Source organism: Pseudomonas sp. JE3303 (genome assembly GCF_056312565.1).
Genome location: NZ_JBWGIF010000017.1, coordinates 47,695 through 73,271 on the forward strand (window position 1 = coordinate 47,695; position 25,577 = coordinate 73,271).

Genomic DNA, 25,577 nt, shown 5'->3' on the forward strand with positions numbered 1-25,577 from the left:
CTCCAATGCGCGCACTGTTGTTCAGCAGCCAGCACTATGACCAGGAAAGCTTCACCACGGCCCCGGCGATGCCCGGCCTCGAGCTGCATTTCCAGCCGGCCCGGCTGACCGGGGATACCGCCGCCCTTGCCACAGGCTTCGAGGTGGTCTGCGCGTTCATCAATGACAACCTGAACGCCGAGGTGCTCACACAGCTCGCCGCAGGCGGCACTCGCCTGGTCGCCCTGCGCTCCGCCGGCTACAACCACGTCGACCTGAATGCCGCGAAGCACTTGGGCCTGGCGGTGGTACGGGTACCGGCCTACTCCCCGCACGCCGTGGCCGAGCATGCCGTGGCATTGATCCTCGCGCTGAACCGGCGTTTGCACCGGGCCTACAACCGCACCCGCGAGGGCGATTTCACCCTGCATGGGCTGACCGGATTCGACCTGCACGGCAAGACTGTCGGGATAATCGGCACCGGGCAGATCGGCGCTGCCTTCGCCCGGATCATGGCGGGCTTCGGGTGCCAGCTGCTGGCCCATGACCCCTTTCCCAACCCTGAGGTGCTGGCCTTGGGCGCACGCTATCTGGAGCTGCCCGAGCTGCTGCGCCAGTCGCGCATCATCAGCCTGCACTGCCCGCTGACCGACAGCACCCGGCACCTGATCAATGCCAACAGCCTGGCCCAGCTGCAACCGGGGGCGATGCTGATCAACACCGGGCGTGGCGCGCTGGTCGATACGCCGGCGCTGATCGAGGCGCTCAAGAGTGGGCAACTCGGGTACCTGGGGCTGGACGTGTACGAAGAAGAGGCGCAGCTGTTTTTCGAGGACCGCTCCGACCTGCCGCTGCAGGACGATGTGCTGGCCCGGCTGCTGACTTTCCCCAACGTCATCGTCACTGCCCATCAGGCGTTTCTTACCAACGAGGCCCTGGCCGCCATCGCCCAGACCACTCTGGACAACATAAGCCGCTGGGCGGCGGGCAATCCGCAGAATCTGGTCGAGGGTTGATGCTAGGATACGCGCCAGATTTGGAGGACCCATGGTCGAGCACGATTTCCGCTACACCCTATTCAATCCGCAACATACCCTGATCGAATGCCGTGCCCTGGTGCCAGGCCGTTACCAGGTCACCGGCAACGGTGGCTCGATCCAGAAGAGCGACGTCCTGCTGGTCACGCTCAAGGGCAGCAAGGACTTGTCCATGCGCCTGACCGTCGAGAGCGTGCGCCACCTGATCAACCCGAGCGGCCAGTGGGTCGCCGTGGCCAGCGGGCCGGTCTTCGGCGAACTGGAAATCCTCAACTGGCAGGTCAAGTGCGACGGCTGCGACGCGGTGCTGGACTTCGAGTTCGCCGTGGACAGCAAGCTTGGCAACAAGGCCCGCCAACCCGCTGCCAGCGCACGGATCGCGGCGCTTGGCTGGACCAGCCGCGGCGACAGGCACCTGTGCCCACGTTGCCAGGAGAGCGCCCAGTGAAAAAACTGCTGCTTGGCGCCCTGGCGGTCGGCAGTCTGGTGGGCTGCGCCGCCGAACCGCTGCAGTTGCAGCAGGAACGCAGCTACGTGCTCGAGTGGATTGGCGAACGCCCACTGATCGACTACAGCCACCTGACCCTGACCCTCGCTGCCGATGGCCGGGCCTACGGCAACGCTGGCTGTAACCACTGGTTCGCGCCGTATACCCTGGACGGCGAGCAGTTGCACTTCGGCAAGGTCGGCAAGACCCGCAAGCTGTGCGCCCCTGCCCTGATGGAGCAGGAGCAACGCTTCTTGCAGGCGTTGGAGACAGTGCAGCGCTGGGATATCACCCCGCAGGAGCAGGTCCGCTTCTGGCCAGCCGAAGGCCAGCCACTGCGGTTGTGGGCTGAAGAAGGCTGAAGTAGCCGCTAGGCGCCTTTGAGCGCCTTGATCCTGGCTTGCAGTCCTTCCAGGGTCTGCTCGCCCATCAGCTGCTCGCGCACCTTGCCCTTGTCATCGATGATATAGGTCACCGGCAGCGCTTCACTGCGGGGCAGGTCGTAGCGCTCGGCCGGGTCCTGGGCAAGCACGGTGAAGCCGATGCCGAGGGCTTCGCTGGCCTGCTTGAGCTCCTGGCCTTGCAGGCCATCGAAGTTCACGCCCACCACCTTGATGCCCTGGGCCTGCCACTGGCTGGCAGCGGCGTTCAGCTCGGGGATTTCAGTTCGGCACGGGCCGCACCATTCCGCCCAGTAGTTGAGCACCACCCAGCGCCCTTCGATCTGCTCGGCCTTTACCGTGTTGCCGTGCTGGTCCACGCCGTAGTCCGCACCACACCCGCCGAGCAACAGGCCCGCGGTGATGGCCAATGCTGCTGCCAAACGCCTTGCCATGGGTCAATCCTTCTCGAAGTTTCAAGCAAAATACGCAGTCGCTGCGGTTAGAATAGCCGCCACACCCAGCTGGATGCGACCCGTCATGACTGATCTGACCCTCTATCATAACCCGCGCTGCTCGAAATCCCGCGGCGCGCTGGAACTGCTCGAAGGCCGCGGCCTGGCACCCACCGTGGTGCGTTACCTCGAAACACCGCTCGACACCGATACCCTGAAGACCCTGCTCGGCAAACTGGGCATCGCCGCACGCCAGCTGCTGCGCACTGGCGAAGACGAGTACAAGGCCCTGGACCTGGCCAACCCTGCCCTGAGCGATGCGCAATTGATCGACGCCATGGTCAAGCATCCCAAACTCATCGAGCGGCCGATTCTGGTCGCAGGCGACCGGGCAGTGATCGGCCGGCCGCCGGAGAAAGTGCTGGAGATCCTGCCGTGAGCGCTCCCTACATCCTGGTGTTGTATTACAGCCGCCATGGCTCGACCAGCGAGATGGCCCGGCACATCGCCCGGGGCGTCGAGATGGCTGGCCTGGAAGCGCGCCTGCGCACGGTGCCGGCGATCTCCACCGAGTGCGAGGCCGTGGCTCCGGACATCCCGGCCAGCGGCGCGCTGTACGCCACCCTTGACGACCTGCGTCATTGTTCGGGACTGGCGCTGGGCAGCCCTACCCGATTCGGCAACATGGCTGCACCGCTCAAGTATTTTGTCGACAGCACCAGTAGCCTGTGGCTGGGCGGTGAACTGGTCGGCAAACCGGCGGCGGCGTTCACCTCTACCGCCAGCCTGCATGGCGGGCAGGAATCGACCCTGCTGTCGATGCTGCTGCCCTTGATGCACCACGGCATGCTTGTGCTGGGTCTGCCCTACAGCGAGTCCGCGCTGCTCGATACCCGTGGTGGGGGCACACCCTATGGCGCCAGCCATCACGCCGGCGCCGACGGCAAGCGTGACCTGGATGCCGACGAGATCGCCTTGTGCCGTGCCCTTGGCCAGCGTCTGGCCAATACCGCCAAGGCCCTGGAAGGCAGCCGTGGCTAGAACGCCCAAGGTGCTGCCGGCCCTGGACTGGCTCGCGCCGCGCCTGCGCTTGGCTCGGGCTTTGAGCTTGGCCTGCTTTCTGGGCCTGATTGCGCTGTTGACGGTCAACACCCTGTGGTTCGCCAACCTGCATGGCGCACGGCCCGAGGTGATCCTGGCCATCGAACTGGTGCCACTGGTCCTGCTGCTGCCCGGCATGCTGCTCGGCAGCGCGCGGGCGCATGCCTGGACGTGCTTCGTGGTGAATATCTACTTCATCAAGGGCGTGCTGGCAGCGTTCGATCCGGGGCGGGCGGTGTCTGGCGGGGTCGAGGTGGGAGTGAGCCTGGGGTTGTTCGCCAGCGCACTGTTGTATGTGCGCTGGCGGTTTCAGTATGAGCGGCGGGTGGCGGGATCAGTGGTTGACCGTATGCGCCAGCATCACTGAAAGCTGGCACAGCGGCCTGCCGCTTTCGGCGTGCCACTGGTTGAACACATCCTGTACCAATGCCCGGTCGCGCTGACTGGTCGGGGCCTTGTCGATGACGCCCTGGGCGATCAGCGCAGCGCTCATGTCATCGGTCGGCACGAAGGTGTCCTTCCCGACCATGCGCAGAAAACGTGGCGCGGAAAGGCCACCCAGCTGATTGCCGTGCTTGGCCAGGTACTTCCACAGGCCAACGATATCGGTCACCGGCCAGTCGGCGATGAACGCGCCGAAACTACCGTTTTCCTTCTGCAGGTCCAGCACCATCTGCGCATTGCGCGGCACGCTCTTGAGCTTGCCGAGATGGCGAATGATGCGCGCGTCCTGCATCAGGCGCTCCAGGTGCTCGGCGCCCATCAGCACGACCTTCTCGGGGTCGAAGCCGAAGAATACCTGCTCGAACGCCGGCCACTTCGAATCCACCAGGCTGTGCTTGAGCCCGGCACGAAATACGCGCAGCGCCAGGGTCGACAGATAGCGGTCGTCAGCGATGCCGCGCAGCTGCGCCGCCGACCTTGGCTGGGGCAGCATGGCCTCCAGCGCCGCGGATGAGCCGAAGCGGTTGAGGCAGTATTCGTGTAGCCATTGATAATCGCGCATGCGGTCAGAGGTTCAGCACGTCGAGAAAACGCGGGGTGGCGCTTTCGTCGATCTTCAGGCTGCCGAAGTCGAACAGGTTGCGGTCGGCGAGCTGTGACGGCACTACGTTCTGCAGGCCGCGGAAGATATTCTCGGTACGCCCCGGATGCTTGCGCTCCCACTCCACCAGCATCTCCTTGACCACCTGGCGCTGCAGGTTTTCCTGGGAGCCGCAGAGGTTGCACGGGATGATCGGGAATTCGCGCATGTCCGAGTAGGCCTGGATGTCCTTCTCGCTGCAGTAGGCCAGCGGGCGGATGACCACGTTGCGGCCGTCGTCGGCACGAAGCTTGGGCGGCATGGCCTTGATCGTCCCGTTGAAGAACATGTTGAGGAAAAACGTCTCGACGATGTCGTCGCGGTGGTGCCCGAGGGCCATCTTGGTCGCGCCGATCTCGTCGGCGAAGGTGTACAGGGTGCCGCGGCGCAGGCGCGAGCACAGCGAGCACGTGGTCTTGCCTTCCGGAATCAGCTCCTTGACCACCGAATAGGTGTCTTTCTCGACGATGTGGTATTCGACGCCCAAGGTTTTCAGGTAGGCCGGCAGGACGTGCTCTGGGAAGCCTGGCTGCTTCTGGTCCATGTTCACCGCGACGATCTCGAAGGTGATCGGCGCCACTTTCTGCAGGTGCAGCAGAACATCGAGCATGGTGTAGCTGTCCTTGCCGCCGGACAGGCAGACCATGACCTTGTCACCGTCCTCGATCATGTTGAAGTCGGTGATGGCTTCGCCAGCGAGGCGACGCAGGCGTTTTTGCAGTTTGTTCTGGTTGACCGAAAGGGTGCCCATAGCGCTTGAATCCGCGAGGTGTGACAAAAGCGGACTATTTTACGCATAAACCAAGGCCCCGCGTAGACCCATCCGACAAAGACTGCAAGGTAATCAACCGCCTCCTGGACAGCACGATTTGCTCTAAAAAGGCCGGATTGCGTTGCGCCTCGCTTCCTATACTGCGACTTAGGCCACGTAGCCGCGTGTTCGGTTTTGTCTGGCCTCGACCTCGGGTCGCGAGCGCCCAACCCTGGGCAGCGACAACGACGATAGGAGTGACCGGCATGATCCATCACGTTCTAGGCCTGTTTACCCATCCAGACCAGGAATGGCACGAAATACGTGGCGAGGAAGAATCCATCAGCCACATGTACCTGACCCACACGTTGATATTGGCAGCGATCCCCGTGGTTTCGGCATTCATCGGCACCACCCAGATGGGCTGGGTGATCGGTGACCGGCCACCAGTGATGCTGACGGTGGAAAGCGCGTTGTGGATGAGTATCATGTCGTACGTGGCGATGCTGGGCGGGGTGGCGGTCATGGGCGCCTTCATCCACTGGATGGCCCGCACCTACGACGCCAATCCGAGCATGGCGCAGTGCATTGCCTTTGCCACCTATACCGCCACACCACTGTTCGTCGGCGGGCTGGCGGCGCTGTACCCTGACCTTGCGCTAGGCATGGTGGTGGGCCTCGCGGCCATTTCGTACACGGTGTTTCTCCTGTACGTGGGCTTGCCGACCTTCATGAACATTCCGGCCGATGAGGGCTTCCTGTTTTCAAGCTCGGTCCTGGCGGTCGGACTGGTAGTGCTGGTCGCGATCATGGCAGCCACGGTGATCATCTGGGGCTTGGGCGTGGGGCCGATGTACACCAGCTAGAGCCACGAGGGCGTTGTGCACAGGGCCGCCGCGAGGCGGCCTTTGGCTGTACGCTGACCGGTGGCTGGGCCGCGCTGACGGCCTTGCGGCATAATGACCGCCCAGGAGACTGTCCCCGCCATGCCAGAGTTGCTTACATCCCGCGTCGAGACCTGTTACCAGCAAGCCGAAGCCTTCTTCAAACGCCCTTTCACGCGCCCGCAGGTGAGCTTCAAGCTGCGCGGTCAGAAGGCCGGCGTCGCTCACCTGCACGAGAACCTGTTGCGCTTCAACCTGCAGCTGTATCGAGAGAACAGCGAGGACTTCCTGCGCCAGACCGTCGCCCACGAAGTCGCCCATCTGGTGGCCCACCAGTTGTTCGGCGACCGTATCCAGCCCCACGGCGAGGAGTGGCAATTGATCATGCGTGGCGTGTACGAGCTTGCGCCCAACCGCTGCCACAACTACGAAGTGAAGCGGCGCAGCGCGACCCGCTACATCTATCGTTGCCCCTGCCCCGACAGCGACTTCCCCTTCAGCGCCCAGCGGCACAAGCTGGTGCACAAGGGACGGCGGTACCTGTGCCGCAGATGTCGGGAGATATTGGTGTATAGCGGCGAGATGCGGGTGGAATGAAGACGTACCGCCGACGAGGAACGCTGTAATAGCAAAAAAAAAAGCCCATCCGAAGATGGGCTTTTTCAGTCACGCTGGCAGATCAACCCCGTGCCGGGGTCTCGGCGACACCCAGGTCATCGACCGGGTGGGTCTCGATGATCGGCGAACCACCCGAGGCAAGCTCGGCCTGAAGCTTGTCGCTGTCCAGCTCGTTGACCCACTTGGCCACGACCACGGTGGCAACAGCGTTGCCGATGAGGTTGGTCAGGGCGCGGGCTTCGGACATGAAGCGGTCGATACCCAGGATCAGGGCCAGGCCGGCAACCGGCAGGTGGCCGACCGCGGACAGGGTTGCCGCCAGTACGATGAAGCCCGAACCGGTAACGCCCGCAGCACCCTTGGAGGCCACCAGCAGCACCAGCAACAGGGTGATCTGGTGAGTGATGTCCATGGTGGTGTCGGTGGCCTGGGCGATGAACACCGCGGCCATGGTCAGGTAGATCGAGGTACCGTCGAGGTTGAACGAGTAGCCGGTCGGGATCACCAGGCCAACCACAGATTTCTTCGCGCCCAGGCGCTCCATCTTGGTCAGCATGCGTGGCAGGGCCGATTCGGACGACGAGGTGCCCAGCACGATCATCAGCTCTTCACGGATGTAGCGGATCAGCTTCAGTACGCTGAAACCGTGCGCGCGGGCGATACCGCCCAGCACCACCAGGATGAACAGCAGGCAGGTGACGTAGAAGCAGGCCATCAGGTAGCCCAGCTGCACCAGCGAACCCACGCCGTACTGGCCGATGGTGAAGGCCATCGCACCGAATGCACCCAGCGGCGCCAGCTTCATGATCATGTTGATGATGTTGAACATGACATGGGCGAAGCGATCGATCAGGTCGAGCAACGGCTTGCCGTAGCTGCCCAGGCGGTGCAGGGCGAAGCCGAAGATCACCGAGAACATCAGCACTTGCAGGATATCGCCGTTGGCGAAGGCGCCCACCACCGTGTTAGGGATGATGTTGAGCAGGAAGCCGATGGTGGTCTGCTGCGCGCCGGCGGCGGCGTAGGCTGCCACGCTGCTGGCGTTCAGGGTGGTGACGTCGATGTGCATGCCCGCGCCGGGCTTGACCACGTTGACCACGACCAGGCCGATGATCAGCGCGATGGTGGAGACGATCTCGAAGTAGAGCAGCGCGTAGCCACCGGTCTTGCCGACCGACTTCATGCTTTGCATGCCAGCGATGCCGCTGACCACGGTGCAGAAGATGATCGGGGCGATGACCATCTTGATCAGTTTGACGAACCCGTCACCCAGCGGTTTGAGGGCAACGCCCGTTTCAGGGTAGAAGTGGCCGAGCAGGATACCGACGGTGATGGCAACCAGCACCTGGATATACAGCGATTTGTACAGCGGCTGACGTGTCGTCATGGCTAGTCTTTCCTCAAGGGTGTCGAGTCATCCTTCCCAGGATGTGGCGATGCCCAAAGCGCGCGAACCCTCCTGCACCCGGAGGGATTTGTTGTTTGAAACTGCTGGCAGGTTTCTGCCTCTCACCCAAAGCCATAGCAAGGGTGATGCCAGAATGCCCGTAATCGGTGCGGCGGGCGCATTCAACGGGATTGTGCGCACAGCGAAGAGGCAGAAAACCCTACTGGTTTGGCGGATTTCCGCCTGGGCACGTCGAGAATGCCCGGGAGATGGCGGGAATCCGCCCGATGGCGAGAATCCCCCAGCCTTGAACACTGGTGCTGATGCGTGGCCCCGATGTGGCGGCTAGAGTAAGCAGGACGCCTCTGGACCGCTGCGCGATGCCGGTTCGACCGGGGGCCCCATTCCGACAAGGAGAGCATTATGCGTTCCCTGCTTGCCCTGGCCCTGCTGTGCAGTGCCACCGTCGCCCAGGCGGCGGTGCAGACCCGTGAGATTCCCTACCAGGATGCCGATGGCCAACGTCTGATCGGCTATTACGCGTATGACGATGCCATCGAAGGCAAGCGCCCTGGCGTCGTCGTGGTGCATGAATGGTGGGGGCTCAACGACTACGCCAAGCGCCGCGCCCGCGACCTCGCCGCGCTCGGCTACAGCGCCCTGGCCATCGACATGTACGGCGACGGCAAGAACACCGAGCACCCGGAGGACGCCAAGGCCTTCAGCAGCGCCGCGTTGAAGAATCCCGAAGCGGCCGCCAAGCGTTTCAACGCAGGGCTTGAGTTGCTCAGGATCCAGCCCCGGACCGATGCCGGCAAGCTGGCTGCGATCGGCTACTGCTTCGGTGGCAAGGTGGTGCTCGATGCCGCGCGCCGCGGCGAGCACCTGGCTGGGGTGGTCAGTTTCCACGGCGCGCTGGTGACCCAGACTCCGGCCACACCCGGCAGCGTCAAGGCCAAGGTGCTGGTCGAACATGGCGCGGCGGACAGCATGGTCACCGAGCAGCAGGCCGAGGCGTTCAAGAAAGAGATGGATGCAGCGGGGGCGAGCTTCGAGTTCGTCAGTATCCCGGGGGCCAAGCACGGGTTCAGCAATCCTGATGCCGACCGGCTGGGGCATGCGGGTCACGACAGTCATGGCGGGCCGGATATCGCGTACAGCAAGAAAGCGGATGAGAGCTCATGGGCTGACATGCAGGCATTTCTCAAGAAGCTGTTCGAATGACTGATCAGGTACTACACCCTCCCCTATGGGAGCGGGCACAATACCTGCCATGAACAGATTGCCCACCTGCTGCACCCCTCTCCGTCACCACTGGCCCCTGCCGCAGCCCCTGCCGGGCGCGGTATTGGTCAGTTGCGGCTTCGACGCAACACGCCTGGCCGCCGATGACTTCCAGCGTGCCGGGATCGAACAGACCGCCAGCCTGCAACGCTCGGTGGCCAAGCGCCAGGCCGAGTACCTGGCAGGACGGGTATGCGCGCGGGCAGCGCTGCTTCGGCTTGATGGACGTGACTACATACCAGGCACCCATGAGGATCGCTCACCCATCTGGCCCACGGGTATCCACGGTTCGATCACCCATGGCAAAGGCTGGGCCGCTGCCGTGGTGGCCGCCGAGGGCAGTTGCCGGGGTATCGGGCTGGACCAGGAGACGCTGATCCGCGACGAGCGCGCCGAACGCCTGGCCAGCGAGATTCTCACGCACGCTGAAATGCAGCGGCTGTCGCCCGAACACTTGGGCCTGACCGTGACGCTGACGTTTTCGCTCAAGGAAAGCCTGTTCAAGACGCTCTACCCGCTGACCCGGCAGCGTTTCTATTTCGAGCACGCCGAGGTGCTGGAATGGTCCGCCGACGGCCAGGCCCGCCTGCGCCTGCTCATCGACTTGTCGCCAGAGTGGCGTCACGGTCGGGAAATCAACGGCCAGTTCAGCGTGCAGGGCGACCAGCTGCTGAGCCTGGTCAGCGTCTAGGCCTGCTGGCTACCTCGCGAACGCGGCCAGCTCAAGCTGAAGCAGGCGCCGCCCAACTGCTCGCTGCGCCCCACCAGGGCACGGCCCGCATGCCAATAGATGATCCGGCGGACGATCGACAGACCCAGCCCATGCCCGCCAGAAGCGCGGGTCCGGCTGTCATCGAGGCGGGTAAAGGGAGTGAAGATCCGGTCCCAGGCGCGCTCAGGCACCCCGGGGCCATCGTCTTCCACATCGATGCGGCACTGCTGCTGCCCCACGTGATAGCTCAGGCGGACCCGCGATCCGGCATGGCGCATGGCATTGCTGACCAGGTTCTGCACCGCACGGTGCAGGTAGCGCGGCTCGGCCTCGACCCAGGCGCCCTGCCCCTCAAGCGCCTGGCAGGTGCCAAGGCTGACCCTGACGTCGGCGCGCAGGGGTGCAAGCTCGGCGATCACCCGCTCGAACAGCGCATCGAGGTCCACCGCCTGGAACAGCAGCGCCGGAGCGCCCTGCTCCAGGCGGGCGTAGGTGAGCATCTCGTCGACGAGCTTGTCCAGGTCCTGGATATCGCTGTCCATCCCGGCCAGGTACTTCCCGCGAGCCTGGTCCGTGCTGGCGGTCTCGATCATCTCCAGGCCAAAACGCAGGCGCGCCACCGGGGTACGCAGCTCATGGGACACCGCCCGCACCAGCTCGCGCTGCATGCTCAACGAGCGCTGCAGGTGCTCGGCCATGCCATTGAAGGCCTCGGCAAGGCGCCCCACCGAATCGGCGTCATCGGCAGGCACTCGCGTGTCCAGGCTGCCCTGGGCGATCCGGGTAGCCGCGACTTCGAGGCCCGAGAGGCGCCGCTCAAGCTGACGCACCAGCAGGTAGACCACCAGTCCGATCAGGCACAGTCCAAGGCAGACGATGAGGATCAGCAACTGCGGGGGATAAAGATTCATCTGGTGCAGCGGGCCGATTTCCAGCACCCAGGGTGACCCCGAGAGCCCTGAGAACACCCGGACCGAATCGCCATCCTTGCCTAGGGCCATCACCGTGTCTCCCTCCTCGACCCGGCGCCGCTGGTCGTCGTCGAGCCCGGCGCGCTCCAGCCGTTGCAGGGCCACGTCAAAGCCAAAGCCCTTGCTCTGCTTGAGTTCAAGCAGACGCTGGCGCTGCTCGGTAACCGGATAGCGCACCAGCTCATCGGCCAGCAGGTAGAGGGTGGCGCGGGCCAACTGCTCGCTGACCTGCTGGACCTCCCCTACCAACAGCACATCCTGATCCGCAATCTGGCGCAGCACCCGCGCCGCATGCGGGCCGGTCTCCTGCACCACCACCAGACCGCGCACCAGGCGCGAGCGCTGGCTGGCGTCCAACGCAGCCGCAGACAACGGCTGCAGGTCGAGGGGGATGCCCATCAGGCGCTCCCAGATCACCAGCGAGCGCTTGCGCTCCACCTCGTTCTGCAGGGCCAGATTGTCAGCCATCAGGCTGAACGTCCCCTGGGCCAGACGCTCCCGATGCTGGCCGGCGCGCACCTCGTTGACCAGGTGCAGGCTCAGCACGCCGAGCACGGCAACAAGTACCAGCACGCCCAGCATGCCGCCATAGATGCGCAGGAAGATCGAGTTCATGGGTTGGACATCGTCCCTGACGCGTCGGCCGCTTCGCCGACAAACAGGTAACCCTTGCCGCGCAGGGTCTTGATCAGGCGCGGATGGATCGGATCATCGCCAATCCTCGGGCGGATCCGCGAAATGCGCACATCGATCGAGCGGTCCTGGCCGTCATAGCCTACGCCGCGCAGGGCCGTGAAGATCTGCTCGCGCGACAGTACCCGCCCGGCATTGCTCACCAGCAGCCACAGCAGGTCGAACTCTGCGCTGGTCAACTCGATGCCCTGTCCGTGCAGCCACGCCTCGCGCAGGCCATTGTCGATGCGCAACGCACCAAACTGCAGTTGCCGGCGCTTGTCTTCCGGCGCCTCGCTGCGCCGCAGCAAGGCATGGATGCGCGCCAGCAGCAGGCGCGGGCGCACCGGCTTGCAGACATAATCGTCGGCGCCCAGGTCCAATCCCTGCACCTGGTCGAGGTCGTCGGTACGGGCAGTGAGCATCAGGATCGGCCCAGGATACTGGGCTCGCACTTTGCGGCAGATGCTCAAGCCGTCTTCGCCAGGCAGCATCAGGTCGAGGATCACCAGGTCTGGCTGGCTGTCGATGATCCGCCGTGCAGCGCGGGCGCCATCGCCCTCCACCGCCACCTCGAAGCCGTTGGCCTGCAGGTATTCGGCCGTGAGTTCGGCAAGGCGCTGGTCGTCTTCGACGATCAATATCCGGCTGCTGGGCTGCTCCACCGACCACCTCTTGTGCGTTGTAGTTGTGAAAGGGGCGCCCTTTTTCCGAGGGCAGCATGGGTTCGGATACTACGTCCCGCGCAGGACTCGACAAACTCAAATTTCGTGATACCTTCCGCGCCCTGAAAAAAGTCCACGAAGGCGTCGGCTGCAGAAATATGCTGCAAAGCGCTAGGGACAAGGCCTACAGCCAGGGCGCACGAATCACTCACAAAATACCCACAAGTTATCCACAGCGGGTTACCTTGCAAAGGGTCCGATACCGCATTATCTTGTATGCCCATCGCGGCAAACCACTACATCTTGGGTTTTCGAGCATTTCCCAAGCACAAGACTGGTAGAGAACTCAAGCCCTGTATTGCACAGGGAACGGTGAGATATTGCCCCTATTTCCTGATCTGTCCTGAAGTCGCCACGCCCCCCAGGCGGATGCGCGTTCGACGCGCGTCCCCTCAGGGGGAGTCGGGTGGAGGGACAGAACGGTGGGCGCTCACAAGGCGCCTGAACACAACATTGAGAATGTGGAGACACACCCCCCATGCAAACCGACACAACTCGCGAGAACGCGCAGGCCAAGGTGAATCCGGCCGCCGATTCGAACCAGGACCTGGCCGCGACCGCTCCGGGCCAACTGCGCGTCATCAAGCGCAATGGCACTGTCGTCTCCTACACCGACGACAAGATCACCGTAGCCATCACCAAGGCGTTCCTCGCAGTTGAGGGTGGCGCCGCCGCCGCCTCGTCGCGCATCCATGACACCGTCGCGCGCCTGACCGAGCAGGTCACCGCCACGTTCAAGCGTCGCATGCCATCGGGTGGCACTATCCACATCGAAGAAATCCAGGACCAGGTCGAACTGGCCCTGATGCGCGCCGGCGAGCAGAAAGTCGCCCGCGACTACGTGATCTACCGCGACCAGCGCGCCAAAGAGCGCGCTACCCGCAGCAACGCCGATTCGGTCGTCGAGCCGCACCCGAGCATCCGCATCACCCTGGCCGACGGCAGCCTCGCGCCGCTGGACATGGCACGCCTGAACACCATCATCACCGAGGCCTGCGAAGGCCTGGCCGAAGTCGATGGCGAGCTGATCCAGCGTGAAACCCTGAAGAACCTGTACGACGGCGTCGCCCTCAAGGACGTCAACACCGCCCTGGTGATGACCGCCCGTACCCTGGTCGAGCGCGAGCCGAACTACTCGTTCGTTACCGCCCGCCTGCTGATGGACACCCTGCGCGCCGAAGGCCTGGGCTTCCTGGGCGTGGCCGAGAGCGCCACCCACCACGAGATGGCCGAGCTGTACGCCAAGGCCCTGCCGGCCTACGTTGCCAAGGGTATCCAGTTCGAGCTGCTGAACCCGGCCCTGGCCGACTTCGACCTCGAGAAGCTGGGCAATGCGATCAATCACGAGCGCGACCAGCAGTTCACCTACCTCGGCCTGCAGACCCTGTACGACCGCTACTTCATCCACAAGGATGGCGTGCGCTTCGAGCTGCCGCAGGTATTCTTCATGCGTGTGGCCATGGGCCTGGCGCTGGAAGAGAAAGACAAGGAAGCCCGCGCGATCGAGTTCTACAACCTGTTGTCGTCCTTCGACTACATGGCCTCGACTCCGACCCTGTTCAACGCCGGCACCCTGCGTCCGCAGCTGTCGAGCTGCTACCTGACCACCGTGCCGGACGACCTGTCGGGCATCTACCACGCGATCCACGACAACGCCATGCTGTCCAAGTTCGCCGGTGGCCTGGGCAACGACTGGACCCCTGTGCGTGCGCTGGGCTCCTACATCAAGGGCACCAACGGCAAGTCCCAGGGCGTCGTGCCGTTCCTGAAAGTTGTCAACGACACCGCCGTGGCCGTAAACCAGGGTGGCAAGCGCAAGGGCGCGGTCTGCGCGTACCTCGAGACCTGGCACCTGGACATCGAAGAGTTCATCGAGCTGCGCAAGAACACCGGTGATGACCGTCGCCGTACCCACGACATGAATACCGCCAACTGGATCCCTGACCTGTTCATGAAGCGTGTCTTCGATGACGGCAAGTGGACCCTGTTCTCGCCGAACGAAGTGCCTGACCTGCACGACCTGACCGGCAAGGCCTTCGAAGAGCGCTACGAGTACTACGAAGCGCTGACCGAGTACAACAAGATCAAGGTGTTCAAGACCGTCCAGGCCAAAGACCTGTGGCGCAAGATGCTGTCGATGCTGTTCGAGACCGGCCACCCATGGCTGACCTTCAAGGACCCGTGCAACCTGCGCTCGCCGCAGCAGCACGTGGGCGTGGTCCACAGCTCGAACCTGTGCACCGAGATCACCCTGAACACCAACAAGGACGAGATCGCGGTCTGCAACCTGGGCTCGATCAACCTGCCGAACCACATCACCGACGGCAAGCTCGACACCGCCAAGCTGCAGCGCACCGTCAACACCGCCGTGCGCATGCTCGACAACGTGATCGACATCAACTACTACTCGGTGCCGCAGGCGCGTAACTCGAACCTCAAGCACCGCCCTGTCGGCCTGGGCATCATGGGCTTCCAGGACGCGCTGTACCTGCAGCACATCCCTTACGGTTCCGACGCGGCCGTCGAGTTCGCCGACAAGTCGATGGAAGCGGTCAGCTACTACGCCATCCAGGCCTCGTGCGACCTGGCCGACGAGCGCGGTGCCTACGAGACGTTCCAGGGTTCGCTGTGGTCCAAGGGCGTACTGCCGCTGGATTCGCAACAGATCCTGATCGAAGCCCGTGGCGCCAAGTACATCGACGTCAACCTGGAAGAATCCCTGGACTGGGCCCCGGTCCGTGCCCGCGTGCAGAAAGGTATTCGTAACTCGAACATCATGGCCATCGCGCCGACCGCGACCATCGCCAACATCACCGGCGTATCGCAGTCCATCGAGCCGACCTACCAGAACCTGTACGTGAAGTCGAACCTGTCGGGCGAGTTCACCGTGATCAACCCGTATCTGGTCCGCGACCTCAAGGCTCGCGGCCTGTGGGACTCGGTCATGATCAACGACCTCAAGTACTATGATGGTTCGGTGCAGCAGATCGAGCGTATCCCGCAAGAGCTGAAAGACCTGTACGCCACCGCCTTCGAAGTCGAGACCAAGTGGATCGTCGACGCGGCCAGCCGTCGCCAGAAGTGGATCGACCAGGCCCAGTCGCTGAACCTTTACATCGCCGGCGCCTCGGGCAAGAAGCTTGACGTGACCTACCGCATGGCCTGGTACCGTGGTCTGAAGACCACCTACTACCTCCGTGCCCTGGCCGCGACCAGCACCGAGAAGTCGACCATCAACACCGGCAAGCTCAACGCCGTATCCAGCGGCGGCGACAGCGCCCCGGTCCAGGCAGCCGGCCCCGCGCCAGTGCCAAAGGCCTGCGCGATCGACGAGCCGGATTGCGAGGCTTGCCAGTAAGGCACCCTGAGGCCTCATCCGAGGCCTCACTCCAATTCCATCCATGGAATGGAGACCCCTGTGGGAGCTGGCTTGTCGGAGCGCCGAACCGTAGCGAAAGGGCCGTAACTGATTTCCCTTCCTCCCACAGCCAGACATAAGAAAGCCGGGGCCCCACAGCCCCGGCTCGCCCTCCCCGGGCATTGCAGATTTTGCGTGCAGCCACACCCAAGCACCGCAACCAAGATCCACTGGCCACATCCATAGATGGCCCTCAAGCAGGAGATACCCACCATGCTGAGCTGGGACGAAGTCGATAACGAAGACGGCGAAGTCGCCGCAAAGGGCAGCACCCCTGCCCAGACCACCGCTGCCGCCAACCTCGACAAGCTCGACAGCGCCGGCGGTGCCGCCGCGCTCGAAGCCCGCGCCACCACGGCGTCCGACTCCGAGGCGGTCAAGCGTGCCAAGGCAGCCTTGAACGCCCTCGACATCGCCGAAGGCCTGGCCGAGCTCGAAGGCTCCTCGGCCCGCGTCGCGGTTGACGAGAAGCGCATGATCAACTGCCGCGCCGACCTCAACCAGCTCGTGCCTTTCAAGTACGACTGGGCCTGGCAGAAGTACCTCGACGGCTGCGCCAACCACTGGATGCCGCAAGAGGTCAACATGAACGCGGACATCGCCCTCTGGAAAAATCCGGAAGGCCTGACCGACGACGAGCGCCGCATCGTGATGCGCAACCTCGGCTTCTTCTCCACCGCCGACTCCCTGGTTGCCAACAACCTGGCGCTGGCCGTGTACCGCCTGATCACCAACCCCGAGTGCCGCCAGTACATCCTGCGCCAGGCTTTCGAAGAGGCGATCCACACCCACGCCTACCAGTACTGCATCGAATCGCTGGGCATGGATGAAGGCGAGATCTTCAACATGTACCACGAGATCCCGTCGGTCGCGAAAAAAGCCGCCTGGGGCCTCAAGTACACCCGCGCCATCTCCGATCCGGAATTCAACACCGGCACCGTCGAGACCGACAAGGAGCTGCTGCGCAACCTGATCGCCTACTACTGCGTGCTTGAAGGCATCTTCTTCTACTGCGGCTTCACCCAGATCCTCTCCATGGGCCGCCGCAACAAGATGACCGGCGTTGCCGAGCAGTTCCAGTACATCCTGCGTGACGAGTCGATGCACCTGAACTTCGGCATCGACGTGATCAACCAGATCAAGATCGAAAACCCGCACCTGTGGGATGCCTCGATGAAGGAAGAGGCCCAGCAGATGATCCTGCAGGGTACCCAGCTGGAGATCGAATACGCCCGCGACACCATGCCTCGCGGCGTACTGGGCATGAACGCAGCGATGATGGAGGACTACCTCAAGTTCATCGCCAACCGTCGTCTGACCCAGATTGGCTTGAAGGAAGAATACCCGGGCACGACCAACCCGTTCCCGTGGATGAGCGAGATCATGGACTTGAAGAAGGAGAAGAACTTCTTTGAGACTCGCGTGATCGAGTATCAGACCGGTGGCGCGTTGAGCTGGGATTGATAATTCCGGCGCAGGTTTTCAGAATGATCTGAAACCATAGGGCCTTCGGCATCGAAGCCACCCCAGTGATAGAAGCTGAGGTGGCTTTTTTTATGCAAAAGCGGACCATGGCCTCTTGGACCGAAGCGCCAATGGAGCACTCAGACTTTCAGCCGCGCTTCGCAAGTTTCCAGTTCGGGCGGATGAAGTGGCAGGTGTAGCCATTCGGGATACGCTCGAGATAATCCTGATGCTCCGGTTCCGCTTCCCAGAAGGCCCCGGCTGGCTCGATTTCGGTGACCACCGGGCCTGGCCACAGGCGTGATGCATCGACGTCGGCAGCGGTGTCCTCGGCGACTTCGCGTTGCTGTTCGCTAAGGTAATAGATGGCCGAGCGGTAGCTCGGACCGCGGTCGTTGCCCTGACGATTGGGGGTGCTGGGGTCGTGGATCTGAAAGAAGAATTCGAGGATCTGCCGGTAGCTGATCACGGCAGGGTCGAAGACGATCTCTATGGCCTCGGCGTGGTTGCCATGGTTGCGGTAGGTGGCATTCGGCACATCGCCGCCGGTATAGCCGACGCGCGTATCCAGCACGCCGGGATAGCGCCGCAGCAGGTCCTGCATGCCCCAGAAGCAGCCGCCGGCAAGAATGGCGGTTTCGGTTTGACGGGTCATGGTCTGTAATTCCTCTTGGGAGTGTCGAGTATAGATCGAGGCATCGCCCGAGGGTTCGAATGGTGCCCTCCTGATCGTGGGCCGCCTCTGGATCAGCTGAAGGGCAGCTTGCGCAACTTCCAGCTTTGGTGTCATAACCAGCGCGCTGTACGTGCCTCACTTCGCCAGCCGCCTCGCGGCTGGCCCGCCCAATGGGAGAAAGAAATGAAGCTCTTCTACACGCCAGGTGCCTGTTCGCTCTCGCCGCACATCGTTCTCAACGAATTGGACCTGCCCCACACCGTCGAGAAAGTCGATCTCAAGAACCACACCACCGCCAGCGGCGCCGATTTCTACACGATCAATACCAAGGGCTATGTTCCAGCCCTGCAATTGGATGACGGAGAAGTCCTCACCGAAGGCCCGGCCATCATCCAATACCTCGCCGACCAGAAGCCCCAGGTTGGCCTGCTGCCCGCTGCGGGCTCGCTGGAGCGTGCGCGGGTGCAGGAATGGCTGAACTTCATTGGCACCGAATTGCACAAGACCCTCGCTGCCTTGTTCACCCCAAGCATCAGTGCAGAGGCCAGGACCAAGACCATCGATACGTTCGGCAAACGCCTGGGCTTCGTGGAAAAGGCGCTGCAGGGCAAGGACTTCCTGACCGGCGAAAACTTCAGCGTGGCCGATGCCTACCTGTTCACCATCGTGAACTGGGCTCCGAAGCTGAACATCGACATTTCACCCTGGCCGACCGTGGCCGAGTTCCAGCAACGCGTCGCCAGCCGTCCGGCGGTGCAGAAGACTCTGAAGGCAGAAGGCTTGGTCTGATTCCATTGGCAGACTGCTGCGTGTCGCGAAGGGCGGCTACCGACTCATCGCTGCCGTTCGCGATACTGTCGTTTTCCGGGGTCTCTTGAAATTCTACTCGAGCCTGGTGAACGTATCCCCTCGGTGGCCCGTCTAGCATGGGCTTTTGGTCCAGGGATCAGTGAAAATCTACGGCTTTATCGGAGGCCACCAATCGGTGGCCTTTTTTTGCGGCCGAAGTCGCTAACGATGACTGGCACAGGACTCGACTTTGGTGGGGGCGCGCGGCTCGAGCGGTGAGGCTGAGTGCCAAATGAGCTGGCAGCCAGGGCCTTTCATCGGGCCTTGACATCAAGAGTTCTCCTCTTCGACTTAGAGGTGGTATGGTTGCTCTTAAATTACTTAAGACAACTTATAAGCAATCCTATAATGATCGTTTTTCCGCTTGAATGCGCCGCCAGGCTCCAGACCATGGGGCTTCTGATCAAACAACGCCGTCTCGAGCGAAAAATTCGCCAGAAAGACCTGGCCCTGCAGACCGGTCTGTCCACTACCACCCTTGGCAAAATCGAAGCCGGGACGCCTACGGTGGAGATGCGGGGTTACATGATCGCCCTCTGGCATCTGGGCCTTCTCGATGACGCGTTTGCGAATCCGGAGCTTCCTCCGGTCGCTCGGCATGCCACGGAACACCGGGTTCGAGTAAAGCGCATATCTGAGGATGATTTCTGATGACTTCTTTGTATGTGTATATGCAGCTACCCGACTCGCTGGAAGTGACGACGTTCGGTCGATTACAAATTGTGAATGGGGTGGGCGAATTTTTGTACAGCCCGGCATATGTCAAGGCAGAGGGCTGGGTTCCTGATCCAGTGCGCTACCCACTTCGATCGACACCTTATAGCCAGATCACCAAGAACCGTGGCGTGCCGGGCTTCATTCGGGATGCGGCTCCGGATGGTTGGGGTGAACGGCTGGCTACCCGTGAATATGGCGGAGAGCTCAGCGCAATCGGCTTTCTGCTGAAGACGCCGAACCACGACCGCACGGGCAACCTCATGGCCGGGTCGGCCCGGAGGGCACCGGATGGTATCGGCGACGCTGGTCTGGGCACCGTGACTCAACTCGATGCCTTCATTCAATTCGCAGACGGCGTCCAGGGTGGGTTTCCTCCCACCGCAGACAAGACAACGAAGGCGACCCTTCAGCAAAGGTCTTCACTGGGCGGCGCGCGGCCGAAATGTACTTTGGTAGATGACAATCGCCTGATTCTGGCCAAACCTCGGGATCGCCATGATCTGTATGACATCCCAGCTATGGAATACGCCTGCATGTCCTTCGCCGCGAGAAAGGGCTTGAAGGTTGCGCCGGTGGATTTGCATAGCGGAAGGGTGAATACCTTGTTGGTTGAGCGCTTCGACCGACAACCGGCTGAGAATGGCCGTTTCTGTCGAATTCCTATGCTCAGTGGCCTGACATTGCTCGACAGTGACTGGAATGATCCGAAGGACTGGAACAGCAAGTGGCACTACGGATTTCTGGCGGACGAAATGGCTCGCCGGGGCGTTCCGGCGACTGATCGTCAGGAGCTGTTCAAGCGCATCTGCTTCAACATTCTGGTTGGCAATGATGATGATCATCCGAAGAACGTCGCGATCATATTCAGAAAAGGGGAATGGCGGCTATCGCCTATGTACGATGTCCTTCCTACTACTGAAGGCGGGCCGCCACCTTATCTGGCCATGGGTGTCGGGCGTTATGGGAGGGAGCTCTCGCGGCGCAACTTGCTCAGTCATGTGCAGCATTACGGATTGACGGAGGCTCAGGGCCGCGAAGTGATTGACGAAGTTATGGGCTGGGGTCCTGAGCTGATAATGCATTACCGTGAACATCTTCAGGAGCCTGAGCTGGGGATTGCTCTGGCTGCGATGAGAATGGGCAGCTTGGACTAGCCAGACTCGCGTCCGTGGTGTGTCAAGAGTGTGATGCGATGATTTTCGGAAGCTGCCGGCCCGCCTCTTCGATATACAGCCGCTTTCACGATGATATTGCATTTGGCGTATTGAATGGCCTCTTCGCTGGCAAGCCAGGCTCCCACAGATATCGCGCTGTATTCCGGCGCAGCGCGGTCCCGTAGGAGCCGGCCTCGTGTCGCGAAACGAGGGCAGAGCCCTCGCCGGGCCAAAGCATTACCGTTCCCCGCGACGCTTGCAGGGAACGCCACGGTCAGTCAGTGACCCTTGCAGTGGCCATTCGATTTCAGGGCCGCTCCGCGCGGCCCATCGCGACACAAGGCACGCTCCTACAAATGATCACGTCATAAGCGTTGACAGGCATTTTGCCACTGGCTAATAATTGCCTTAGTCGTACGACAACACACAACAAAAACAATACAGTGAGTATCCCTATGACGACCGGACCCGCTATATCCGCCGCGCCTACGCCTCTCGCCCTCAGCCCGTCGCATCACGCCAGGGGCACATAAGCCTTCCCGCTACCGATCACGCCTCTGCCCTGCCGGGCACCCCATACCCGCCACTGCCGCTGGCCGCTTGCATGCGCCTGGCATACGGAAAGCTTCAACCTAGGAGCACAACAATAATGAGAATCCGCCAAACCTTTCCCTTCGCCCTGCTGGGCGCCACTGCGATCGGCACGATGCCGGGCGCGAGCGTCGCAGCCGGGTTCGTAGAGGACTCGAAGGCCCTGCTGGGCCTGCGAAACTTCTACATCAACCGCAACTTCGTAGACCCCAGCAACCCGCAGAGCAAGGCCGAGGAATGGACCCAGAGTTTCATCCTCGACGCGCGCTCTGGTTTCACCGAGGGGCCGGTCGGCTTCGGGGTCGATGTGCTGGGGCTGTGGTCGGTCAAGCTCGACGGCGGCGGCGGCACCTACGGTACGGCGCTGCTGCCGCGCCACGACGATGGGCGCCCCGCCGATGACTACGGACGGCTGGCGGTGTCGGGCAAGGCGCGGATTTCGAAGACCGAACTGAAGGTCGGCGAGTGGATGCCGGTACTGCCTGTCCTGCGCTCCGACGATGGGCGCTCGCTGCCACAGACTTTCCGGGGTGGGCAGGTCACGTCGAGCGAAATCGCCGGCCTGACGCTGTACGGCGGGCAGTTCCGGGGCAACAGTCCACGCAACGATGCCAGCATGGACGACATGAGCTACGCCGGTGCACTGTCGGATCGCTTCAACTTTGTCGGGGGCGAGTACAAGTTCAACCAGGACCGGACGCTGTTCGGGCTGTGGAACGCGGAGCTCAAGGACGTCTACAAGCAGCAGTATGCGCAGCTCACCCACAGCCAGCCGATCGGCAGCTGGACCCTGGGCGCCAACCTGGGGTACTTCCAGGGTGAGGAAGATGGCGCGGAGCGCGCAGGGAGTCTGGACAACAAGACCTACTCGGGCATGTTCTCGGCAAAGATCGGCGGCAATACCTTCTATGTCGGGTTGCAGAAGGTCAGTGGCGACACCTGGATGCGGGTCAACGGCACCAGCGGCGGCACGCTGGCGAACGACAGCTACAACGCGAGTTTCGACAACGCCAACGAACGCTCCTGGCAGCTGCGCCACGATTTCAACTTCGTCACCGTGGGCGTGCCTGGATTGACGCTGATGAACCGCTATATCAGCGGCCGTGAAGTCCACAGCGGCGCGGTCACCGACGGCAAGGAATGGGTGCGCGAGTCGGAACTGGCCTATGTCATCCAGAGCGGTGCGTTCAAGGACCTGAGCCTCAAATGGCGCAATTCGACCATTCGGCGCGACTTCAGCAGCAACGAGTTCGACGAGAACCGGCTGATCATCAACTATCCGATCTCGATTCTGTAATTGGCTCGAAAAGCCATACCTGGAGCATTGACAGCCCAGTAAGCGCTGTCGATAATCCAGCCAAGTCATATGACAACCTACAACGACACATAACAAACGAGCTTGCCATGACTATCACACCGTTCAATCGCCTGCTGCTCACCGGAGCTGCAGGCGGCCTTGGCAAAGTGCTGCGCGAGCGCCTCAAGGGCTGTGCCGAGGTGCTGCGTCTTTCCGATATCAACTCCATGGCGCCGGCAACCGGCCCCCATGAAGAAATCGTCGAATGCGACCTGGCGGACAAGGCCGCTGTCGATCACCTGGTAGCAGGCGTCGATGCCATCTGCCACTTTGGCGGGGTATCGGTCGAACGCCCCTTCGAAGAGATTCTCGGGCCCAACATCTGCGGTGTCTTCCACCTCTACGAAGCCGCGCGCAAGCATGGCGTCAAGCGCATCATCTTCGCCAGCTCCAACCACACCATCGGTTTCTATCGGCAGGACGAGCGCATCGACGCCCTCGCCGCGCGCCGGCCGGATGGCTATTACGGCCTGTCCAAATGCTATGGCGAAGACGTCGCCAGCTTCTACTTCGACCGCTATGGCATCGAGACCGTCAGCATCCGCATCGGCTCCTCCTTCCCCGAGCCGCAGAACCGGCGAATGCTCAGCACCTGGCTGAGCTACGACGACCTGACCCAACTGATCGAGCGCGGGCTGTTCACCGCCAACGTTGGCCACACGGTGGTCTACGGCGCCTCGGACAACCGCGATGTGTGGTGGGACAACCGCTACGCCGCTCACCTGGGCTTCGAACCCAAGGATTCCTCCGAGCAATTCCGCCCGGCCGTGGAGGCGCAACCGGCGCCGGCTGCCGACGACCCTTCGATGGTCTATCAAGGCGGCGCATTCGTTGCAGCCGGGCCATTCGACTGATTCAAGCACTGCAAGGAGGCCGGCCATGAGCTGCGAACTGATCGTCGACGCACGCAATGCCACGGGTGAGAGCCCGGTGTGGCACCCCACGGAACAAGCCCTGTACTGGGTGGACATTCCTGAGCGCCAACTGCACCGCTGGCGAGCGGCGGATGGCACGCACCACAGCTGGCAAGGCGACGAGATGCTCGCCTGCATCGCACGCAGCGCCAGCCCAGAGGGTGGCTGGATCGCGGGGATGCAGACTGGCATCTTTCACCTGGATATCAATGACGAAGGCACGCTCGTCAGCCAACTGGTCAGTCCTGTCGAGCACGCCCGCGCGGGCATGCGGTTCAATGATGGGCGCTGCGATCGGCAAGGTCGCTTCTGGGCCGGCACCATGCTGATGGACATGCCACAGGGCGCACAGGTCGGGGCGCTGTATCGCCAGGACGACAGGAGCCTGCCGCTCAGCCTGCAGCTCGACGGCATGATCGTGCCCAATGGACTGGCCTTCAGCCCCGATGGAACGCGCATGTACCTGTCGGACTCGCACCCGCAGGTGCAGACCATCTGGGTGTTCGACTACGACATCGACACCGGTGTCCCGCACAACCAGCGGGTCTTCGTCGACATGCGCGAGTTCCCCGGGCGCCCCGACGGCGCCGCGATCGACCAGGACGGCTGCTACTGGATCTGCGGCAACGATGCAGGCCTGGTGCACCGCTTTACCCCTGACGGCCGCCTGGACCGCTCGCTCAGCGTCCCGGTGAAAAAGCCGGCCATGTGCGCCTTCGGCGGCGCGGGCCTGGACACCCTGTTCGTGACATCGATTCGCCCATCAGGCGTGGACCTCGACGACCAGCCACTGGCTGGCGGGGTATTCGCCCTGGACCCTGGCGTCAAGGGCATGGAGGAGCCCGCTTACCGAGGCTGAAGCCGACACTGCCGCACCACCACAAGCACGAAACCAGATAATAACAACAGCGGAGTTTCATCATGATCTTCAAACGCAAGCTGCTTCTTGCCGTACTTCCGTTCGCCTTCACCTTGTCTTCGACGGCCTTCGCGCTGGACATCAAGTTCGCTGAAATTCACCCGGCAGGCTACCCGACCGTGGTCGCCGAACAGAACATGGGCAAGAAACTCGAAGCCGCCAGCAACGGCGAAATCACCTTCAAGATGTTCGCCGGTGGCGTGCTGGGCTCCGAGAAGGAAGTGATCGAGCAGGCGCAGATCGGCGCGGTGCAGATGACCCGCGTCAGCCTGGGCATCGTGGGCCCGGTGGTGCCGGACGTGAACGTGTTCAACATGCCCTTCGTGTTCCGCGACCACGCGCACATGCGCAAGATCATCGACGGTGACATCGGCCAGGAAATGCTCGACAAGATCACCAATTCCGAATTCAACCTGGTCGCCCTGGCCTGGATGGATGGCGGCTCGCGCAGCCTCTACACCAAGAAACCGGTGCGCAGCATCGACGACCTCAAGGGCATGAAGATCCGCGTGCAGGGCAACCCGCTGTTCCTCGACATGATGAACGCCATGGGCGGCAACGGCATCGCCATGGATACCGGCGAGATCTTCAGTGCCCTGCAGACCGGTGTCATCGACGGCGCCGAGAACAACCCGCCGACCTTGCTGGAACACAACCACTTCCAGAGCGCCAAGTACTACACCCTGACCGGGCACCTGATCCTTCCGGAGCCGGTGGTGATGTCCAAGACCACCTGGAACAAGCTCACCCCCGAGCAGCAGGCCCTGGTGAAAAAGGTCGCCCGCGAGGCGCAGATGGAAGAGCGTGCGCTGTGGGACGCCAAGTCGATCGCCAGTGAAGAAAAACTCAAGGCCGCGGGCGTTGAGTTCATCGAGGTCGACAAGAAACCCTTCTATGACGCCACCGCTCCGGTGCGGGAAAAATACGGTGCGCAATACGCCGACCTGATGAAGCGTATCGCCGACGTCCAGTAATACCCGGCTCTGTTCCC

General features: G+C 62.5%; 26 protein-coding genes. 19 read left to right on the top strand and 7 right to left on the bottom strand.

Annotated features, from left to right (window positions below):
* The first annotated feature begins 5 nt into the window (after nt 1–5).
* Genes AC0ZZU_RS22105 through AC0ZZU_RS22115 form a run of 3 tightly spaced genes read left to right on the top strand, consistent with a single transcriptional unit; the run spans nt 6 to nt 1,865 of the window.
* Nucleotides 6–995 (top strand): 2-hydroxyacid dehydrogenase, encoded by a 990-nt coding sequence (locus tag AC0ZZU_RS22105; protein WP_476343405.1) that lies wholly within the window; start codon nt 6–8, stop codon nt 993–995.
* Nucleotides 996–1,026: 31 nt separating this feature from the next.
* A complete protein-coding gene (locus tag AC0ZZU_RS22110) occupies nt 1,027–1,464 on the top strand; it encodes a hypothetical protein (RefSeq protein ID WP_476343406.1) in 438 nt (145 codons plus the stop codon).
* Nucleotides 1,461–1,865: an META domain-containing protein gene (locus tag AC0ZZU_RS22115; protein ID WP_158460046.1), complete on the top strand. Its 405-nt coding sequence runs from the start codon at nt 1,461–1,463 to the stop codon at nt 1,863–1,865. The genes AC0ZZU_RS22110 and AC0ZZU_RS22115 overlap by 4 nt, the downstream gene beginning before the upstream one ends.
* Nucleotides 1,866–1,873: 8 nt before the next feature.
* On the opposite strand, the gene AC0ZZU_RS22120 is transcribed toward AC0ZZU_RS22115, so the two are convergent.
* Nucleotides 1,874–2,338, bottom strand: a complete 465-nt coding sequence (locus tag AC0ZZU_RS22120) for a peroxiredoxin family protein (RefSeq protein ID WP_476343407.1) — start codon at nt 2,336–2,338, stop codon at nt 1,874–1,876.
* Nucleotides 2,339–2,423: 85 nt separating this feature from the next.
* Here AC0ZZU_RS22120 and arsC point away from each other — a divergent pair, with 85 nt between their 5' ends.
* The 3 genes from arsC to AC0ZZU_RS22135 are packed head-to-tail and all read left to right on the top strand — an operon-like array spanning nt 2,424 to nt 3,806.
* The gene (gene arsC, locus AC0ZZU_RS22125) at nt 2,424–2,777 is read left to right on the top strand and encodes an arsenate reductase (glutaredoxin) (RefSeq protein ID WP_476343408.1); all 354 of its coding nucleotides are present in this window, start codon (nt 2,424–2,426) and stop codon (nt 2,775–2,777) included.
* Nucleotides 2,774–3,379, top strand: coding sequence for an NAD(P)H:quinone oxidoreductase (wrbA, locus tag AC0ZZU_RS22130; RefSeq protein ID WP_476343409.1), 606 nt, complete (start codon nt 2,774–2,776; stop codon nt 3,377–3,379). Before arsC ends, wrbA begins: the two co-directional genes overlap by 4 nt.
* Nucleotides 3,372–3,806, top strand: a complete 435-nt coding sequence (locus tag AC0ZZU_RS22135; protein ID WP_476343410.1) for a DUF2069 domain-containing protein — start codon at nt 3,372–3,374, stop codon at nt 3,804–3,806. The genes wrbA and AC0ZZU_RS22135 overlap by 8 nt, the downstream gene beginning before the upstream one ends.
* Here the strand turns inward: AC0ZZU_RS22135 and AC0ZZU_RS22140 are convergent.
* Nucleotides 3,774–4,445: a DNA-3-methyladenine glycosylase I gene (locus AC0ZZU_RS22140; RefSeq protein ID WP_476343411.1), complete on the bottom strand. Its 672-nt coding sequence runs from the start codon at nt 4,443–4,445 to the stop codon at nt 3,774–3,776. The genes AC0ZZU_RS22135 and AC0ZZU_RS22140 overlap by 33 nt on opposite strands.
* Before the next feature lie 4 nt (nt 4,446–4,449).
* A complete protein-coding gene (gene ttcA / locus AC0ZZU_RS22145; RefSeq protein ID WP_158460040.1) occupies nt 4,450–5,274 on the bottom strand; it encodes a tRNA 2-thiocytidine(32) synthetase TtcA in 825 nt (274 codons plus the stop codon).
* Nucleotides 5,275–5,540: 266 nt separating this feature from the next.
* Between ttcA and AC0ZZU_RS22150 the strand changes: the two genes are divergently transcribed.
* Together AC0ZZU_RS22150 and AC0ZZU_RS22155 are read left to right on the top strand one after the other, a co-directional pair.
* Nucleotides 5,541–6,140: a Yip1 family protein gene (locus AC0ZZU_RS22150; RefSeq protein ID WP_476343412.1), complete on the top strand. Its 600-nt coding sequence runs from the start codon at nt 5,541–5,543 to the stop codon at nt 6,138–6,140.
* 93 nt (nt 6,141–6,233) lie between these two features.
* The gene (locus tag AC0ZZU_RS22155) at nt 6,234–6,755 is read left to right on the top strand and encodes a SprT family zinc-dependent metalloprotease (protein ID WP_476343413.1); all 522 of its coding nucleotides are present in this window, start codon (nt 6,234–6,236) and stop codon (nt 6,753–6,755) included.
* An 82-nt stretch (nt 6,756–6,837) separates the two neighbouring features.
* Here the strand turns inward: AC0ZZU_RS22155 and AC0ZZU_RS22160 are convergent, their stop codons facing one another.
* A complete protein-coding gene (locus AC0ZZU_RS22160) occupies nt 6,838–8,163 on the bottom strand; it encodes a dicarboxylate/amino acid:cation symporter (protein WP_476343414.1) in 1,326 nt (441 codons plus the stop codon).
* Between the two features lie 423 nt (nt 8,164–8,586).
* Between AC0ZZU_RS22160 and AC0ZZU_RS22165 the strand changes: the two genes are divergently transcribed.
* Both AC0ZZU_RS22165 and AC0ZZU_RS22170 read left to right on the top strand, forming a co-directional pair.
* A complete protein-coding gene (locus tag AC0ZZU_RS22165) occupies nt 8,587–9,387 on the top strand; it encodes a dienelactone hydrolase family protein (RefSeq protein ID WP_476343415.1) in 801 nt (266 codons plus the stop codon).
* 49 nt (nt 9,388–9,436) lie between these two features.
* Entirely contained in the window at nt 9,437–10,138 is a 702-nt protein-coding gene (locus AC0ZZU_RS22170; protein ID WP_476343416.1) for a 4'-phosphopantetheinyl transferase family protein, read from the top strand.
* Here AC0ZZU_RS22170 and AC0ZZU_RS22175 read toward each other — a convergent pair.
* Nucleotides 10,135–11,745, bottom strand: a complete 1,611-nt coding sequence (locus AC0ZZU_RS22175; RefSeq protein ID WP_476343417.1) for an ATP-binding protein — start codon at nt 11,743–11,745, stop codon at nt 10,135–10,137. The genes AC0ZZU_RS22170 and AC0ZZU_RS22175 overlap by 4 nt on opposite strands.
* Complete coding sequence (locus AC0ZZU_RS22180) at nt 11,742–12,467, bottom strand: response regulator (RefSeq protein ID WP_476343418.1); 726 nt, start codon at nt 12,465–12,467, stop codon at nt 11,742–11,744. Before AC0ZZU_RS22180 ends, AC0ZZU_RS22175 begins: the two co-directional genes overlap by 4 nt.
* A gap of 538 nt (nt 12,468–13,005) precedes the next feature.
* Between AC0ZZU_RS22180 and AC0ZZU_RS22185 the strand changes: the two genes are divergently transcribed.
* Nucleotides 13,006–15,885: a ribonucleoside-diphosphate reductase subunit alpha gene (locus AC0ZZU_RS22185; RefSeq protein ID WP_476343419.1), complete on the top strand. Its 2,880-nt coding sequence runs from the start codon at nt 13,006–13,008 to the stop codon at nt 15,883–15,885.
* A gap of 273 nt (nt 15,886–16,158) precedes the next feature.
* Nucleotides 16,159–17,409 (top strand): ribonucleotide-diphosphate reductase subunit beta, encoded by a 1,251-nt coding sequence (locus AC0ZZU_RS22190; protein WP_476343420.1) that lies wholly within the window; start codon nt 16,159–16,161, stop codon nt 17,407–17,409.
* 148 nt (nt 17,410–17,557) lie between these two features.
* Here AC0ZZU_RS22190 and msrA read toward each other — a convergent pair whose 3' ends face one another.
* A complete protein-coding gene (gene msrA, locus AC0ZZU_RS22195; RefSeq protein ID WP_476343421.1) occupies nt 17,558–18,064 on the bottom strand; it encodes a peptide-methionine (S)-S-oxide reductase MsrA in 507 nt (168 codons plus the stop codon).
* 204 nt (nt 18,065–18,268) lie between these two features.
* Here msrA and gstA point away from each other — a divergent pair, with 204 nt between their 5' ends.
* The 7 genes from gstA to AC0ZZU_RS22230 all read left to right on the top strand — a co-directional run bounded on the left by gstA (nt 18,269) and on the right by AC0ZZU_RS22230 (nt 25,560).
* Entirely contained in the window at nt 18,269–18,874 is a 606-nt protein-coding gene (gene gstA / locus AC0ZZU_RS22200) for a glutathione transferase GstA (protein WP_476343422.1), read from the top strand.
* A gap of 408 nt (nt 18,875–19,282) precedes the next feature.
* Nucleotides 19,283–19,585, top strand: a complete 303-nt coding sequence (locus tag AC0ZZU_RS22205) for a helix-turn-helix domain-containing protein (protein WP_476343423.1) — start codon at nt 19,283–19,285, stop codon at nt 19,583–19,585.
* Entirely contained in the window at nt 19,585–20,805 is a 1,221-nt protein-coding gene (locus AC0ZZU_RS22210) for a type II toxin-antitoxin system HipA family toxin (RefSeq protein ID WP_476343424.1), read from the top strand. Before AC0ZZU_RS22205 ends, AC0ZZU_RS22210 begins: the two co-directional genes overlap by 1 nt.
* 649 nt (nt 20,806–21,454) lie before the next feature.
* Nucleotides 21,455–22,693, top strand: a complete 1,239-nt coding sequence (locus AC0ZZU_RS22215) for an OprD family porin (protein WP_476343425.1) — start codon at nt 21,455–21,457, stop codon at nt 22,691–22,693.
* A gap of 107 nt (nt 22,694–22,800) precedes the next feature.
* Nucleotides 22,801–23,607: an NAD-dependent epimerase/dehydratase family protein gene (locus AC0ZZU_RS22220; RefSeq protein ID WP_476343426.1), complete on the top strand. Its 807-nt coding sequence runs from the start codon at nt 22,801–22,803 to the stop codon at nt 23,605–23,607.
* A 25-nt stretch (nt 23,608–23,632) separates the two neighbouring features.
* Entirely contained in the window at nt 23,633–24,526 is an 894-nt protein-coding gene (locus AC0ZZU_RS22225; protein ID WP_476343427.1) for a glucurono-1,5-lactonase, read from the top strand.
* A gap of 62 nt (nt 24,527–24,588) precedes the next feature.
* Nucleotides 24,589–25,560, top strand: a complete 972-nt coding sequence (locus AC0ZZU_RS22230) for a TRAP transporter substrate-binding protein (RefSeq protein ID WP_476343428.1) — start codon at nt 24,589–24,591, stop codon at nt 25,558–25,560.
* Nucleotides 25,561–25,577 lie beyond the last annotated feature (17 nt).